Source organism: Embleya sp. NPDC001921, assembly GCF_053594475.1.
In genome coordinates, this window is sequence record NZ_JBSFEO010000036.1 from 1 (window position 1) to 15,550 (window position 15,550).

Genomic DNA, 15,550 nt, shown 5'->3' on the forward strand with positions numbered 1-15,550 from the left:
GCCGCGTTCACGGAGTACGTGCCCGCGTATCCGAGCTTGCCGTCCACGTTCTGCCGGTCGACCAGGTCCGCCCGGGTCACCGGGACCGCGTCCAGTTTCGTGCGGTTCGCGGAGGCGTCGGAGCCGTTGCCGCCGTCGGAGAGCAGGACGGCCGCGGCGCCGCCTGCGGACGTCAGCACCAGGGCGGCGGCGATGGCCCGTCCGCGACGGCGGCCCCGGCGCTTGCGCGGCTGCGCCGTGCGGTCCGGATCGGCCGGGGCCGGCGCGGACTCCTCCTCGTAATCGTAGATCGGAACCACGATGCGGCCCCTACTTCTTCTTCGTCGTCAGCGGCGGAACCTTCTTGTTGCACACTTCCATTGCCTTCTGCACCTTCTCGTCGCTCCCGTCGAGGGTGACCATCGCGCCGCCGGCGCCGGCGTCGCCCACGTTCACGCCGTTCTCGCGCAGGCAACTGGTGTGCTTGGCCTGCCACTCCTTGAACTTGGGGTCGTTGGGGTCGAAGTCGCTCTTCGGCTGGAACTTCTCGCACGCCTTCATGGCGTCCTCGGTCTTCGACGACCCCTCGTCCGCGGCCATTCCCCCGATGCGCATCGCGCCGCCCTCGCCGGGCTCGGGGTCGGGCATGTCGACGCCGTGCTCGCGCATGCAGCTCGCGAACTTGACCATCTGGTCGCGGCGCGAGGCGTCGTCGCCCTTGCCCGAGCCGGAACCGCCGCCGCTGGTCTCGGCCTTCACGCCGCCGCTGCCGCCGCCCGACGCCACCTTGCTCTTCGCCGAGCCGCCGCCGTCGTCACCGCACCCGGCCGTGGTCAAGGCGAGGCCACCGGCCACGATCACCCCGACCGCCAACCGCAGCGCCAGGGGCCGCCCGGATCCCGCGCGCGCGAACCTCGTCGTCATCGTCGCTCCCACCTGTAGTCCTCTCGTCGGTCCTGTCGCTGCCCTCGTCGTCACCGCCGTGACGGCGAGGGGTGCGACGACAGGTCTACGCGGCCGCGGGTTACCCGGCCGTTACCCGAAACGGTTATCCCGGGGTAACGCGAACTCGCGTATAAACAGGAGGTGTTGGCGGTCCAAAGTCCGCCAACCCGGACCATTCGCCGTTCGCCCCCACACCTTCCCGGCTCGCCCCCCACGCCTTCCCACTTCCCACTTCCCCCGACCCGACCCGACCCGAAGCGGAGCGACGAGACCTTGCGAGTCCTGGTGACCGAGGACGAGGAACTACCGGCCGACCTGGTCGCCCGCGGACTGCGCCGGGCGGCGATCGCGACCATGTCCAAGCTGCGCGCCAAGCTCGGTGACCATCGGGTCATCCGGACCGTGTCCGGCTCGGGATACGTGATATGAGCAGCCCGCGTGTACCCGGTGGAAACCGGCGTAGGAAAACCCGGACGAGCGACCCGGTCGAGAACGCGCGGTTGCTCTCCCGGGCATTGTTTCGTCGGCCGTCGGCGCGGGCCCGACTCGCGCTGATGTACGGCGGCGTGTCCCTCGTGGTCGGCACGGTCCTGCTGGGCATCGTGTACTGGTTCGTCGACCAGCGGCTGTCCCGGCAACTGCCGATTGCGATGGCCAAGACACTGGCGCTGGATACGTCCGTACCCACGTCCGCGAAAGTGTGTGACCCCCTATACGTGGGCCAGGCCCAGCCCGCCCAGCCGGCACCGGGTTCGCCGGCCCAGGGCACCACAGTCCCCTCGGAGGTGATCCGGCGGGCCACCGACGCCGGCCAGGACGTGACGATGAGTCAACTGCTGACCGTGCTCATCGCGGCACTGTTGCTGCTGGCCGTGACCTCGATCCTGGTCGGCTGGTGGATGTCCGGCCGAGTGCTGCGCCCGGTCCACAAGATCACCGCGACGGCACGCCGGCTGTCCGAACACAACCTGCACGAGCGGATCGCCATGCCGGGCCCGGACGACGAACTCAAGCGACTCGCCGACACCTTCGACGGGATGCTCGATCGTCTGGAGAAGTCCTTCGACAGCAGGCGGCTGTTCGTCGCCAACGCCTCACACGAGTTGCGCACTCCGCTCACGATCCAGCGCACGGCGATCGAGATCGGTCTGGCCGACCCGCACTCGCCACAGGACATCGTCGAGACGCGCGAACAGTTGCTGGCGCTGAATCGGCGCAACGAGCGCCTGATCGACGGGCTGCTGAACCTGGCGGTGAGCGAGCGCGGCAACGTCCAGGCAACAGCGGTCGCGCTGGACGAGTTGGCCGCCGACGTGCTCCGACAGACCGGGCCCGCGGCGGAGCAGGCCGGCGTCCGGATCGACGCGAACCTCGCCCCGGGCACGGTGTCCGGCGACCCGCTGCTGCTGCGCCAGTTGGTCACCAACCTGGTCGAGAACGCGGTCCGCCACAACCACGCGGGCGGCTTCGTCACGGTCGGCGTCTCGGCCGGCTCCCTCCGCGTCCGCAACACCGGCCCGGTCATCCCCGCCGACCGCATCCCCGAACTCTACGAGCCCTTCCGCCGCTTCCGCCCCAACCGCACAGGCTCCACCCAAGGCTCCGGCCTGGGCCTGTCCATCGTCCAGGCCATAGTCCACGCCCACGCGGCCCGGATCACCACCATCGCCAACCACCACGGCGGCCTCACGATAGCCATAGCCCTGCCGACGCTCGAGGCCAACCCGGGCGGGACAACCGACCCGAGGCGCCGAGCCGGGAGCAGATCCTGAACCGCTTCGGGTTCGTCGGCCTCGCGCTTTCCTGAAGCGAGGCGTCTGACCTTTCACTCGCCGACGCCGTGGCGAGACCGACACCGGCGACCTTCCCCGTTTCCCGACAACAGCCCCGTCAAGGGCTTGGCGTCGTGGGTGCGCGTACCTAACATATGAGCGAAACATGAGCGCGACTCATATTTAAGGGTTCCGTATGATCATGCATCACTCCGAAGCCCGCCTGTGGTTGCTGAGTACGCCCGGCACCTCGTACGCCTTCCGGTTGGACGCCGACGACGTCCCCCGGCACGTGCACTGGGGTCGGCCGCTGACCTTGGAGCAGGCCGTCGTGATAGCGGCCGACCTACCCGCCGAGGATCCCGGCGGCGACGACCCCGGCGGCGAGGAGTACGCGGTCGAGGGCGGCCTGCGCTTCGGGGCACCGTCGCTGACCGTCCGGTTCGCGGACGGCGTCCGCGGCTTCGCGTGGAGGTTCGTCTCACACACGGCCGAGGACGGTCGGCTCACGCTCTCCTTCACCGACCGCGTCCGCGACCTCCGTCTCGACCTGAACTACCGGATTCGGGACGGGGATGACCAGATCGAACGCTGGGCCGTCCTCACCGCGGACGAGGCCGTGGACGTCATGCGGTTCGACTCCGCCGCCTGGACGCTGCCCGCTCGCGACGACTACCGCGTCAGTCATGTGGTGGGGGAGTGGGGCAGGGAGTTCCAGCTCCGGCGCGACCGGGTGCCCGTCGGGGAGACCGTGCTCACCAGCCGCCTCGGCACCACGGGACAGCACGCCGGACCCTGGCTGATGCTCGACGCGCACGACGCCGCGGAGGAGCACGGCGAGGTCTGGAGCGCGGCCCTGGCCTGGAGCGGCAGCCGCCGGATCACGCTGCGCCGCGACCCCTACGGCCGCGCCTCCTGGACCGGCGGCTTCGGCCACGAGGGCCTGGTCTGGAAACTGGCTCCCGGCGAGAGCCTGGAGACCCCGGTCTTCACCGGCCTCTACGCCTGCGACGGTTTCGGCGGCACCAGCCGCCGCTGGCACGCCTACATAGAACGCCGGGTGCTGCCCGCCCGTCCGGCCGAACGCCCGCTGATCTTCAATTCGTGGGAGGCCACCGAGTTCGACATCTCCGAGAAGCAGCAGAGCGAACTGGCCGAGTCGGCCGCCGGTATCGGTGTCGAGGTCTTCGTGGTGGACGACGCCTGGTTCGGTGCCCGCACCAGCGACATGGCCGGGCTCGGCGACTGGTGGCCCAACCCGGACCGCTTCCCGAACGGTCTGCGCCCACTCGCCGACCACGTTCGTGCGCTGGGCATGGGCTTCGGCCTGTGGGTCGAGCCCGAGGCGGTCAACCCCGACAGCGACCTGTTCCGTGCGCATCCCGACTGGATCCTGTGCCAGGACGGCCGCGCCCGTACCCAGCGCCGCAACCAGCACGTACTGAACTTCGCCCGCCGCGACGTCCGTGAATGGGCGGTCGCATGGCTGGTCGGGATGGTCACGGAGCTGGACGTCGTCTTCCTCAAATGGGACATGAACCGGCCCTTCAGCGAGGCCGGGCAACCCGGGGCCGCCGATCCCGACCGGGTGTGGATCGAGCACACGCGCGGCGTCTACGAGGTGATGGACCGGCTGCGCGCCGCCCGCCCAGGCCTGTACCTGGAGTCGTGCGCGGGCGGCGGCGGCCGAGCCGACCTTGGCGTGCTGGCCCGCGCGGACCAGGTCTGGACGTCCGACAACACCGACGCCGCCGACCGGGTCGCGATCCAGCACGGACACTGTCAGATGCTTCCCGCCCGGACCATGGGCGCCTGGGTCACCGACAGCCCGAACAGCTTCACCGCCCGTGCGACCTCGATCCGGTACCGCTTCCACGTCTCGATGGCCGGAGCGATGGGCATCGGCGGCGACCTGCGGAACTGGAGCGAGGAGGACATGCTTTGGTCCCGGACGCTGGTCGAGCAGTACAAGCGGATCCGGCCCGTGGTGCACGGCGGCGTCCAGTACCGCCTGGGGCACCACGCCGTGCAGTACCTCACCCGGGACGAGGTCGTCGTCTTCCGGTTCCAGCCGTCCGCGCTGGATCGCTCGGTCGCCCGAACCCGGCTCAAGGGCCTGGATCCCGACGCTCGCTACCGGGACGAGGCCACCGGGGCCGTGCACGAAGGTGCCGTCCTGCTCGGTCACGGCCTCGCGCCGCTGCTGTCCTTCGACCGGACGAGCGAGCTCGTCCACCTCGGCAGAGTGCCCCGATGACCCTCGCCCCCGTACGGCCCGAAGCCCTCGCCGAGCCGACCCGCAGGGTCGGTCCCGGCTGGGTCGTCCTGTACGTCCTGGCCAATGCCGGGATGTACGTCCCGATGCTGGTATCGACCACGTTCCTGATGCCCGAGCAGATCGCCAGGATCGACCCGGACGGAAAGGTCGGCAGCTACGCCTGGGTCAGCGCGATGGGCGCGATCTCGGGAATCGTCGTCGCGCCGCTGGCCGGCGCGCTCTGCGACCGCACCACCGGTCGGTTCGGTCGCCGCCGGCCGTGGATGATCGCGGGCTCGCTGGTCTGCATGGCGGCGCTGGTCTGCACCGGTGTTCAGACGACGGTCGTCGGGGTCGCACTCGGTTCTCTCGTACTGTCGGCAGGCTTCATGATCATCGGTGCCGGGCTCGCCCCGGTGGTGCCCGACCGGGTCCCGGTCGGGCAGCGCGGCGTGGTGCTGGGCTGGGCCACGGTCCCGCAGGCGGGCGGCCTGATCGTGGGCGGGCTGCTGATCGGTCTCGTCGCCGGGTTCTTTGCGCAGTACGTGCTGATGGCCGCCTTCCCGCTGCTGATCGTGGTGTTCGCGGTCGTCTCGAAGGACCCGCCGCTGCCCGGCAGCCACCGCGAGCCGTTCTCGCTGCGCGGCTTCCTGGACGGCTACCGGATCAGCCCTCGCGAACACCCGGACTTCGTCTGGGCGATGGGCTCCCGGTTCGTGATGGGTCTGGGCTACGGGCTGGGCACGCTGTACATGCCGTATTTCCTGGACGACGTCCTGCACTACGAACAGCTCTTCCCCGGCCGGTCCACCGAGGACGGTCTGCTCATCGTGATCGGCGTCAACTGCCTGGCCACGATCTCGACGGTCGTCCTCAGCGGTTGGCTCTCCGACAGGCTGGGCAGGCGCCGCATGCCGGTGTTCCTCGGCGGCGTCACCATGGCCGTCGCCGCGGTCCCGCTCGCCCTGTCGCCCACGTGGACCATGACGCTGGTCGCGGCCGTGATTCTGGGTCTGGGCTACGGCGTGTACCTGGCCGTCGATACCGCTCTGGTCACCGAAGTGCTCCCGGCCTCGGCGAACCGGGGCAAGGACATGGCCCTGGCCAACCTGATGACCTCCCTGCCGTACGTGCTGGTTCCCCCGATCGCCTCGGTCGTGCTCGGCGAACTGGGGGGTTACCGCTCGTTGTTCCTCTGCTCCGCGGCCATGTCCGTGCTGGGCGCGGCACTGGTCTGGAAGGTCACGAGCGTTCGTTAGCGGTCCGCGCGCCCGCGGCACGGCCGGATCGCGCCGGACGGTCACCTCGGACGGTCACATCGGACGCGCCCGGCTCGGCGGCGGGCGGGGCGCCGCGTTCGCGCGGGCGGTCGCAGCGCCGCCGTCGGTGTGTTTCGCCGGCCGAGCGCGTCGTGCCACCAACAGCCGAGCGTGTCACGCCACTAACGTGTTGTCAGTGAACGGATTCGATCGTTCAGATAGCTGTTGAGGACTCGTTTGCACTCGGCGATCAGCCGGGGATCGCCCTGCGAATCGGTGAGGAAGGCCAGCTTCAGCAGGCTGTCCGCGCACTCCAGGGCAACTCGGACGACGATCTCCAGTTCGGCGTCGTCCCGAGCCCCGGTCAGGGCCGCGGTCAGTCCGCGCAGCCGTCCGGCGACCGCGGTGTTGTTGTCCAGGGCCGGATCGAGGGTGTGGTCCCGACCCTCCGCGCCGAAGTCGACCACGCCGAAGCCGGTGATCGTCCGACGCATGGTGACGAACTCGTCGACGGTCACCTCCACGATGCCCGAGACGTCTTCGGGCTGCTCGCTCTCCAGCCGGGCCGAGACCCGCTCGAGGAAGACGCCCAGGTTGCGGGCGGCGAGCGCGCCGATCAGCCCCTCCTTGTCGGAGAAGAACTGGTACAGCGTGCCGATGGGCACCTCGGCCCTGCGGGCCACATCCTTGGTGGTGAGCGCGACGTAGCCGACTTCGTCCAGGAGTTCGGCACAGGCGTCCAAGAGTCGTTCGAATCGTTCGGCGCTGCGCCTTTGCACGGGCCGCCGGCGCAGCGTCCCCGAGGTGCGATCTTGGTTCACGCTTCCATCATCCCATCGACCGCACTAACATGAGTACTACTCATGTTTGGGAGGTTGACGTGGCTCTGGACCACCTGCCCGCGGACTTCATCTGGGGCGCCTCGACGGCGTCGTACCAGATCGAGGGCGCCACCAAGGAGGACGGCCGCGGCCCGTCGGTGTGGGACACCTTCACCGCCCGCCCCGGCGCGATCCGCGACGGGCACACCGGTGACGTGGCCTGCGACCACTACCACCGGTACGAGGAGGACCTCGCGCTGATGGCCGAGGCGGGCCTCACCGGCTACCGCTTCTCGATCGCCTGGCCCCGAATCCAGCCGACGGGCCGGGGCGAGGTCAACCTCCGGGGCCTGGACTTCTACGACCGCTTGGTCGACGGTCTGCTCGCGCGTGGCGTGGAGCCCGTTCCGACCCTGTTCCACTGGGACCTCCCGCAGGGCCTCGAGGACGACGACGGCTGGCTCAACCGCGACACCGCGTACCGTTTCGCCGAGTACTGCGCCACGGTGGCCGACCGGCTGGGCGACCGCGTCCGGAAGTGGATCACGCTCAACGAACCGTTCATCCACATGGTCTGGGGCTACGGTCTCGGCACCCACGCGCCGGGCCGCACCCTGTTCCTCGATTGCCTGCCGGTCGCCCACCACCAGTTGCTCGGCCACGGTCTGGCGCTGAGGGAACTGCGCGAACGCGGCCTTCAGGTGATGATCGCCAACAACTGCACCCCGGTCTGGCCCGCCTCGGACGCCCCCGGCGACCGCGCCGCCGCGCAGGCCTACGACAACCTGCACAACCGCCTGTTCAACGACCCGATCCTCACCGGCGCCTACCCCGACCTGTCGGCCTACGGCGCGGACGACACCCTCGGCGGCTCCGTCCGGGACGGCGATCTCGAACTCATCTCGGCTCCGCTGGACGCGCTCGGCATCAACTACTACAACCCGACCCGGATCCAGGCTCCGACGTCCGAGGGCCTGCCATTCGAAGAGGCCCCCATCGAGGGCTACCGCCGCACCGCCTTCGGCTGGCCCGTCGTCCCCGACGGCCTGCGTGAACTGCTCGTCGGCCTCAAGGAGCGCTACCCGACACTCCCGCCGGTCTACATCACGGAGAACGGCTGTTCCGTCGACGACGTCGTCACCGCGGACGGCACCGTCCCCGACCTCGACCGTATCGACTACCTGGACACCCATCTCCGGGCCGTCGACGCCGCTGTGGCCCAAGGTGTGGACGTGCGTGGCTACTTCGCCTGGACCCTGCTGGACAACTTCGAATGGGCCGAGGGATTCCACCAGCGCTTCGGCCTCGTCCACGTCGACCACGACACCCAGATCCGCACCCCGAAGGCGTCCTTCCGCTGGTATCGCGACCTCATCCGGGCGCGGCGCGGCTGAACACCCCGCCGAGCTCGCGCGTACAGCGTGGTTCAGGGGCGTTCGGTGCGTGGGCCCGGTACGTGGGTGGAGCCGCCGGCACCGGGTGGGCGTGCGCGCTGCCCGGGATCGATGTTCGCGGGGACCGTGGGGGTGTCCCAGGGCAATTCGCGTCCAGCCGCGATCCATTCGTCCGACAGGGCGTCGAACACGGGAGTGTCGTCGTCCCCGTCGTCGGGTTGCGGGGGACCGGGTCGTGCGTGGAGGCCGCTCACGTGCGGTCCAACGAGCGTTCTCCGTCGCGGTTCGGCAGCATCTCGCCCGGATCGCCCGAATGCGGGGCAAGGGGCGCCGGCGGCGGCCCGGGGAACGTCCATCCCGATCCGGAGGAGGCCGCGGATCGGTGCACAGCCGCGCCTGGGCGAGCCTGGGCGACCAGGGTCAGCAAGGCGTCGGCGTTCGGGAGCGGATTGTTGTGCCTCATGCGTGTGCACGGCGTTGCGCGGCATGCTTTGGTCCGCGCCGGACCGTGGTGGGACGACTTCGGGTCTCGCGTCCGTCTCGTGCCGCCTCCCTGTCCGAGGCCCGATGTTCGCTGATCGAGCCAACCTTGACGGCACGGAGAAAAGCCCGGCTCGACCGCGGACCCACCGGCCGGCCCCGCCAGAGACGGTCTTGGGGGGATGACGACGTCCCGGTCGAGCCGATCGAGCGTTACCTGCCCTCTCCGACGGACGTCGACGGATCACCGAACGCGGTACCGCGACCGAAGCGATCATCCCGCCACCCGCCGAGTTCTCACCACCGAGCGACACCACGACCGGGCCGGTAGCCTCCGGCGGCTCTCCATCCGGCGGATCCGGAACCCCGGACGCGGTCGCCAGGTCGGGCGCATGCCCGTCTACAGGTCGGGTAGCGAGTCCTTCGGCGTGGGGGAGCGGCGCTCCTGCAGCCAGTGGAGGTAGATCCGCAGGTCGGTCTCCAGGCATCCCGAGTCGGTGCCGCCGGTGATGTAGGCCGCGAAGTCCCTGGCGCCCTCCGCCGCCCGCTGTTCCGGGCACCACCGGTCGTAGCCTTCCCATTCGTGCGCCTGGTCCCTCAGGTATTCCAGGACGCGGCCCCGGTCACGCCACCACTCCCGGACCAGTTCCGGCGTCCACCTCAGGTCGCCGTCGCAGCCGTAGCCGCCGAAGGGATCTGCCTCGATGGCGCCGAGTACGGATCGGACCTCGTCCGGGGTGCGCGGTTGGCGGTAGACGTACTCGCCGAAGTACTCGCCGCCGTAGTGGATGTGACGCGGGGCCTCGAGTCGGCCGGTCGCGCAGTTGTCGGTTTCACCGCCGTACGCGGGCCCCGGCACGTTGAGCCACAGACGGTCCTCCCAACGGCCGTCGTAGCTCGGGTGCGCATCGAACAGCTCTGCCGCCGCATCGAAGTAGAGCGTCATGGGGGCAGCGTACGTTCACCCGCTGAAGGCAAACGCGCGGGCCCGTGCCGGGGGCACGGTCAGAGCGTGGTGTTCGTGGTGGTCGATATGGGCGCGGAACGCCGCTTCCGCGTTCGGGGTGACGGTCGCCGGCGCGACGGCGGCCACGATGACAGCGACGGCGCCACCGCGTTCTGGGCCGACCGGGCGATCGCGTGGCGCGTGCGGCGGGGGCCGGCGGGCGGGCGGCCGTAGGGTCGGGCGTATGGCGCAGACCGGTGGATTCGGTGACGAGCACGGTCCCGAGCGGCTTGTCGCGTTGTCCGACGGTGTCTTCGCGATCGCGATGACGCTGCTGGTCCTGGACATCTCGATTCCGCCGGATCTGGGGGCCGCGGGGTTCCGCCACGCGTTGGGCGAACTCCCGCCCAAGGTCGCCGCGTACGCCCTCAGCTTCCTCATCATCGGGGCCTTCTGGCTCGACCACCGGCGCGTCCTGCTGGGCATGCGCTCGGTCGACCTCCGGTTCACCGCGGTCACTCTGGCCGGGCTCGGTGTGACCGCGTTCGTGCCCTTCCCGACCTCGCTGCTGTCCGAATACGGCGCCATGCCGGCGTCGATCGCCATCTACGCCGCCACCATCGCGGCCATGGACCTCACCCAGATCGCCCTGGTCCTGCTCCGGGCCCGCCATCCCGAACGCGACCGGACGCCGCTTCCTCCCGCCCTCGCCAGGGCGTGGATCACCGACCTCGCTGCCACGGTCGTGGTCTTCCTGGGGACGATCCCGCTCGCGTGGCCCCTCGGCGGAGATGCCATGTGGATCTGGCTGGCACTGATTCCGCTCAAGAGCACCACCGGCCGCTCGCGTACCGCGGCGGCCCGGAAGGTCCCGGAAACCGACGGTCGTTGAGCCCCTCAGGGGTCCCCGACTCGGGCACCCCGCACAAGTCCACCAACGCCTGCCGTCCCGCCGCGTCGAGGACCACCTGGGGTGGGCGCTGCGCCGGCGGCTGCCCGACGCCTTGTTCGACACCACCGTCGACACGGACGGCGTCCACTTTGGCAGGTCGAACGACCGTTAATGGGTGGGGTTTCGGCTCCGTCGGGCAACTCGCCGTATAACCGGCCTCCCCTTCGAACACCCGCATCTCCGCGAGGACGCCCGGCTATGCGGTGTGGCGTCCGTTGGGTGGTTGGGGTGTCGGCTGCCGAAAGTGGTGGCCGTTGAGCAGTGCGTTTCCCAGGGGGGTGAGCGTGTGCAGTACCGCGCTGCCGTGTCGCGTGGTGGTGACGAGACCGGCCCGGCGGAGCACGGTGGCCTGCTCGCTGGCGGTGGGCAGGGACGCGGAGATTCGCTCGGCGAGTTGTCCGGTGGTGCAGGGGCCGTCGCCGATGGCGTCGAGGGTGTGGGCGCGGGTGCGGCCCAGGAGGGCGGACAGGGCTTCGTCCAGTCCGCCTTCCCGTGTCGTCAGCAGGGTGGCGGCGTCGGTGACGCTGCGGATGACGGGTATGAACAGCAGGACGGGTGCCTGGTCGTCGGTGGGGCTGGTGTAGGTGATGGGCCTGGTCCGGCAGAAGGCGGAGGGGACCAGCAGCAGGCCTCGGCCGGCCGGTTCGACGGTGCCGATGAGTGCTCCGCGGCCGATCTCCAGCGTTGGGCGCTGCCAGCGGAATCCGGGTGGCAGCCCGGCGAGCATCGCCTCCACTCCGTGTTCCGCGAGGGTGCGGGCATGACCGGCCTGCTCGGCCCGTAATCGTGACAGGATGCGCGGCCAGTACGGGGCCACGGCAGCGCGGTGGGCGTCCTGGAGGTAGGCCACCAGCTCCTTGCGGTCCGCGCGGTCGTGCGCGATGTCTCCCCACGCGGTGCCCGCCCACGGTCCCGTGGCGCGCGAGTAGTGGACGCGGGCCTTGACAGCTCCGGCGAGTTCGGTGTGCAGGTGGTCCGCTCGGGCCGCACGCACCGCGTCGAGGCCTTCCTCTATCGAGGTCGAGGCTCCCGTCACGGTGAACAGATCCAGGAGCGCCTCGTGGAAGAGGGCGGAAGCCGGATGTGTTCGAGCGGCCGACTCGGCGTTCACTCTCCGGCGCCACTCACCGAACAGAGCTTCCCCCTGGGGCTGTTGCAGGGTCGCCAGGGAGAAGAACGTCTCGCCGAGCGGGCCCCACGTGGCGGCGATCCGCGTTCTGACCAAGTCTTCCGACGTGAGCTTGATGCGCAGCACGCGATGTCCTCCCGGGGTGGCGTGAAGGTCATCCTTTCCGCCTGTCTCAGACCGCGCCAAGGCGCTTTTGCGACAGGCACTTCGGCGACGGCCGAAAGGCTTTCCGCCCCGGAGGGCGTCGCTGTCAGGATCTGTTGCGAGGCGAACAGCACGGCCCGGACGGCCGATCCCTCCGGCCTCGCGCGGCCGTCCGCCTACGAGCGGTGGGCTGCCGATCGGCTCGGGTGCCGGGCCTGTTCGGGAGGCGTTCCGGATCGTCCCGGACATGTCCGGGACATGTCCGGGACGGTGATGTCACTTGCCCGCTCGACACCCGGCGGCTCAGGTTCGAAGGGCGCACCAAGGCACGGACGATGCGCCTTCCGGGGCCGTCCGGCCGGGATGAGGACCGGCTTCGAAAACACATGGGAGGAGAGAAGATGGGCGTGCCGACAGCGGGAATGATGTCCATGGAGCGGAAGGTGGCCGTCGGGGTGGCGGCGCTGTGTGTCGGCAGCTGGGTGGCCGGTGCGCGGACGCGGTTTCTCGGTACTCGGCGGCGGAGAGCGGTGTTCTCCACGATGGCTCGCGCCGACGGCCGCGTGGTCGAGGTCGACCACCGGCGCCCGTCGGGTGCCGAATTCGGCGTGATCTTCTTCAACGGCCTCGGCCTTCCGCACGAACAGTGGGCCTGGGTACGCGAGCACCTGCCCGAGAACGCGGCCTGCGTGGGCTACAACCGGCCCGGCCACGGGCTCAGCAGCCCGCTGCCCGGAGCCGGCTTGGAGGATCAGCTCCGGATCGTCGACGAACTGCGCGAGCGCTACCTCGACGGCCTGCCGATGGTCCTGGCGGGACACTCGATCGGCGGCTATCTGGCCGCCGCGTACGCCGCTTCGCGGAGGGACGCGGGGTTGTCCCAGGTGGTGATGGTCGATCCCACGATCATCGCCGACCTGCAGGCCAGTCTCGGCCTGTTGCCCGACTGGTGGACGCAGCAGCGGCTGCTGATGGAATGTCTGTGGGCCGCTTCCGGGCTCAACGTCCTACGTCCGATGACGCCGGTTCGCGAGTTCTACTCCGAGGAAGTCAAGGAGAGTTTCACCGCGTATCACGCCCGGCCGCGGGTGTGGGCCACCGCGTATCGCGAGTACATGGCGGCGCGCACCTACCCGCCTGTCGGGAAGATGGCCGTTCCGTTGCATGTGGTGACAGCGCTGAAGGGCACGCGCGGTGTCGCACACCGCGCGTCGCAGGAACGGATGCTGGAGCTGTCGGATCTCTCCTCGCATCACGTGCGGGAGGACGCCGACCACATGGGGGTGGTCGCGGAGGAGACCCACGCGAAGACCATCGCCGAACTGATCGTCCCCGGGGGCAGGGCATGAACCGGCATCGCGTCGTCTACACGGCGGTATCCACCGGCCTCGCGGCGTGGCTGGTCAGCACCGTCGCCGGCCAGCTCCCCGACCAGCGGTTCGACCGTCTGCTGGCGAGGGGCCCCCTTCGCCTCCTCCCGGCGCCCAACTGGAGGTTCTTCGGCCCCAATCCCGGCGTTTCGGACGCGCATCTGCTCTACCGGGACATCACCGGAAGCACGGCGGCTCCCTGGAAGGAGATCGAGGTGACCCCGGACCGGCCCTGGTACGCCCTGGCCTGGAACGCGGGCAACCGCGCTCCCAAGGTCCTCCTCGACACGCTCCAGGTCATCATCAAGGTGTCCAACGATTCGTGCGCGGACATGGTCCGTATCACCTCCAGCCCCGGCTACCTGATCCTCCAGGGCTACCTGACCACCCGGATCCCGCACGACCCGGGCGCGGACCACACTCAGTTCATGCTGCTGCGGGGCCACCCCGAGCGCGGGCAACCGTACGCGGTGGAACCCTTGTTCGCCTCTCGGCACATCCCGCTGCGGCCCGAGTCGCCGGCAGCCGCGGCCGCGCGGTAGGCCGCCGCATCGGCCGGGAGTCTCGCCCTCACGCCAACGCACCCACATCCGCACGTGAGAGCGGGACCCCCAGCCGAGACGGGCATCCCGCCCCGCTGGGTAGCAGTCAGCGCGCCATCGGAGATCCGCCCAAGGATCACTATGAAAGGGACCAGATGTCTCCAGTAGCCCAGTTCGCCAACGCATCCTTGACCGACGTCTCCCCGGGGATGCTCTCGGGGATCGACGCCGCCCGTCTGGACAGCCCCGCCGACCCCGTGATGGCCACCCCGCTCATCGCGACGGTCTTCGCCATCGCAACGGACATGCTGGCGGATAACATCGCCAACTACGTCAACCGCAACGCCTACTGACGGTCGGCGCCAAACCCGGTGTCGCGGACGGGGAGCCGGCCGGGACAACCGGCGGCCGGTGACCGTACAGGGTGCGCTTCGCAGGCGCCCGACACACCGCCGGTGATCCCGACGCACCCGCGCGGCGCGCTGCTCGGCACGCGCCACGCGGTGTTCGGCGAACCGCCCGCGCCGCCCGACACCGTCACAGCCGGGGACAGGAGTCCTCCTGTCCCCGGCACCAACCAACCTCACCGGAAGGAGACTCCGTGTTCCGTCGCCTGACCCGGGTGGCCTCGTCCCTCGCCCCGCAGCACCCGCCTACCGCGGTACGCCGCCTCGCCTCCGCGGGCACGTTCGTGGCGGCGTTGGAGACACTCAGCCAACACAAGCGATTCGTACAGGGCGACCTGCTGGGAAGCCAGGTCGAGACCTTTCGTCCGAGACTCGCGAAGAGGTTCCCCCGCGTGAACCGCGCGCTGGCGTCCAGGGCGTTCCCCTACGCGCTCTACGGTACGCAGGCCGCCGTGTCGGCGGCCACCTTCCTGTGGCCCGGGAACCGGCCGCTGCGGATCGCGGGCGGCGTGACGCTGGCCGCCCTGCAGAGCGCGCAGTCCGCCTTCATTCCGTTCGGCCGGGACGGCGCCGACCAGTTGCAGCAGGTCATCAACGTCACGATGGCATCCACCGGGCTGATCAAAGACCTCGAACAGGCCGACGACCTGGCGATGCGGACGCTGGCGTTGGAGACCTCGCTCTCCTACGTCGCCTCCGGGGTGGTGAAGGCCGTCTCCCCGGTCTGGTTGAAGGGCGACGCCGTTGCCGGGGTGATGCGGACGAAGAGTTACGGAGACCCGCGCGCGCATCGCCTGATCACCCGCTACCCGGCCATCTCCACGGCGTTGTCCTGGGGCACGATCGCCATCGAGTGCGGCTTCCCGCTCATCTACGCGCTCCCCAAACCCGCCGCCCGCGCCTACCTCGCCACGATGTTGGCGTTCCACGTCGGCATCGGCGAGTTCATGGGACTCAACCGGTTCGTTCTCGCGTTCGGCGCCACGCATCCGGCGATCCACTACGTGCTGTCCCAGCGCCGCCGCGAATCGAGCGACCCGACCCGGCTCGCTTCCCCTCTCGCCTCCGCCGCATGAGCTCCCCGGACGAGTCGGCCGAGGAGCGATGCCGGCATGGCGGCATCCCGTGCCGAGCCCCTTCCATGGAAACGGAG

The 15,550-nt window shown here is 70.0% G+C and carries 15 protein-coding genes and 1 pseudogene; 11 read left to right on the forward strand and 5 right to left on the reverse strand.

Annotation, left to right across the window (positions count from 1 at the left end; genetic code table 11):
• Both ACWCPW_RS34260 and ACWCPW_RS34265 read right to left on the reverse strand, forming a co-directional pair.
• Window positions 1–299, reverse strand: a pseudogene (locus ACWCPW_RS34260) (hypothetical protein); the annotation flags it as partial.
• A gap of 10 nt (window positions 300–309) precedes the next feature.
• A complete protein-coding gene (locus tag ACWCPW_RS34265; protein ID WP_449765467.1) occupies window positions 310–903 on the reverse strand; it encodes a hypothetical protein in 594 nt (197 codons plus the stop codon).
• A 294-nt stretch (window positions 904–1,197) separates the two neighbouring features.
• Between ACWCPW_RS34265 and ACWCPW_RS34270 the strand changes: the two genes are divergently transcribed.
• From ACWCPW_RS34270 to ACWCPW_RS34285, 4 genes are all read left to right on the forward strand, one after another.
• Window positions 1,198–1,353, forward strand: coding sequence for a hypothetical protein (locus ACWCPW_RS34270; protein ID WP_449765468.1), 156 nt, complete (start codon window positions 1,198–1,200; stop codon window positions 1,351–1,353).
• Window positions 1,350–2,696 (forward strand): HAMP domain-containing sensor histidine kinase, encoded by a 1,347-nt coding sequence (locus tag ACWCPW_RS34275; protein WP_449765469.1) that lies wholly within the window; start codon window positions 1,350–1,352, stop codon window positions 2,694–2,696. Before ACWCPW_RS34270 ends, ACWCPW_RS34275 begins: the two co-directional genes overlap by 4 nt.
• Before the next feature lie 202 nt (window positions 2,697–2,898).
• Complete coding sequence (locus ACWCPW_RS34280; RefSeq protein ID WP_449765470.1) at window positions 2,899–4,953, forward strand: alpha-galactosidase; 2,055 nt, start codon at window positions 2,899–2,901, stop codon at window positions 4,951–4,953.
• Window positions 4,950–6,212 carry an MFS transporter gene (locus ACWCPW_RS34285; protein ID WP_449765471.1) on the forward strand — a complete coding sequence of 421 codons (1,263 nt, stop codon included), beginning with the start codon at window positions 4,950–4,952 and terminating at the stop codon, window positions 6,210–6,212. The genes ACWCPW_RS34280 and ACWCPW_RS34285 overlap by 4 nt, the downstream gene beginning before the upstream one ends.
• Window positions 6,213–6,394: 182 nt before the next feature.
• Here ACWCPW_RS34285 and ACWCPW_RS34290 read toward each other — a convergent pair whose 3' ends face one another.
• Window positions 6,395–7,033, reverse strand: coding sequence for a TetR family transcriptional regulator (locus ACWCPW_RS34290; RefSeq protein WP_449765472.1), 639 nt, complete (start codon window positions 7,031–7,033; stop codon window positions 6,395–6,397).
• Between the two features lie 59 nt (window positions 7,034–7,092).
• Between ACWCPW_RS34290 and ACWCPW_RS34295 the strand changes: the two genes are divergently transcribed.
• Entirely contained in the window at window positions 7,093–8,427 is a 1,335-nt protein-coding gene (locus tag ACWCPW_RS34295) for a GH1 family beta-glucosidase (protein WP_449765473.1), read from the forward strand.
• A gap of 880 nt (window positions 8,428–9,307) precedes the next feature.
• Here ACWCPW_RS34295 and ACWCPW_RS34300 read toward each other — a convergent pair.
• Complete coding sequence (locus ACWCPW_RS34300; protein ID WP_449765474.1) at window positions 9,308–9,853, reverse strand: ferredoxin; 546 nt, start codon at window positions 9,851–9,853, stop codon at window positions 9,308–9,310.
• Between the two features lie 66 nt (window positions 9,854–9,919).
• Here ACWCPW_RS34300 and ACWCPW_RS34305 point away from each other — a divergent pair, with 66 nt between their 5' ends.
• Window positions 9,920–10,087, forward strand: coding sequence for a hypothetical protein (locus ACWCPW_RS34305; protein WP_449765475.1), 168 nt, complete (start codon window positions 9,920–9,922; stop codon window positions 10,085–10,087).
• Between the two features lie 10 nt (window positions 10,088–10,097).
• Window positions 10,098–10,745: a TMEM175 family protein gene (locus ACWCPW_RS34310; RefSeq protein WP_449765476.1), complete on the forward strand. Its 648-nt coding sequence runs from the start codon at window positions 10,098–10,100 to the stop codon at window positions 10,743–10,745.
• Window positions 10,746–11,001: 256 nt separating this feature from the next.
• Here the strand turns inward: ACWCPW_RS34310 and ACWCPW_RS34315 are convergent, their stop codons facing one another.
• Entirely contained in the window at window positions 11,002–12,060 is a 1,059-nt protein-coding gene (locus tag ACWCPW_RS34315) for an ArsR/SmtB family transcription factor (RefSeq protein ID WP_449765477.1), read from the reverse strand.
• Between the two features lie 419 nt (window positions 12,061–12,479).
• Between ACWCPW_RS34315 and ACWCPW_RS34320 the strand changes: the two genes are divergently transcribed.
• From ACWCPW_RS34320 to ACWCPW_RS34335, 4 genes are all read left to right on the forward strand, one after another.
• Window positions 12,480–13,427 carry an alpha/beta hydrolase gene (locus tag ACWCPW_RS34320; protein ID WP_449765478.1) on the forward strand — a complete coding sequence of 316 codons (948 nt, stop codon included), beginning with the start codon at window positions 12,480–12,482 and terminating at the stop codon, window positions 13,425–13,427.
• Window positions 13,424–13,990, forward strand: a complete 567-nt coding sequence (locus ACWCPW_RS34325; RefSeq protein WP_449765479.1) for a hypothetical protein — start codon at window positions 13,424–13,426, stop codon at window positions 13,988–13,990. The genes ACWCPW_RS34320 and ACWCPW_RS34325 overlap by 4 nt, the downstream gene beginning before the upstream one ends.
• Window positions 13,991–14,145: 155 nt before the next feature.
• Window positions 14,146–14,343, forward strand: coding sequence for a linaridin-like RiPP (locus ACWCPW_RS34330; RefSeq protein ID WP_449765480.1), 198 nt, complete (start codon window positions 14,146–14,148; stop codon window positions 14,341–14,343).
• Between the two features lie 248 nt (window positions 14,344–14,591).
• Window positions 14,592–15,473: a hypothetical protein gene (locus ACWCPW_RS34335; protein WP_449765481.1), complete on the forward strand. Its 882-nt coding sequence runs from the start codon at window positions 14,592–14,594 to the stop codon at window positions 15,471–15,473.
• Window positions 15,474–15,550: the final 77 nt, after the last annotated feature.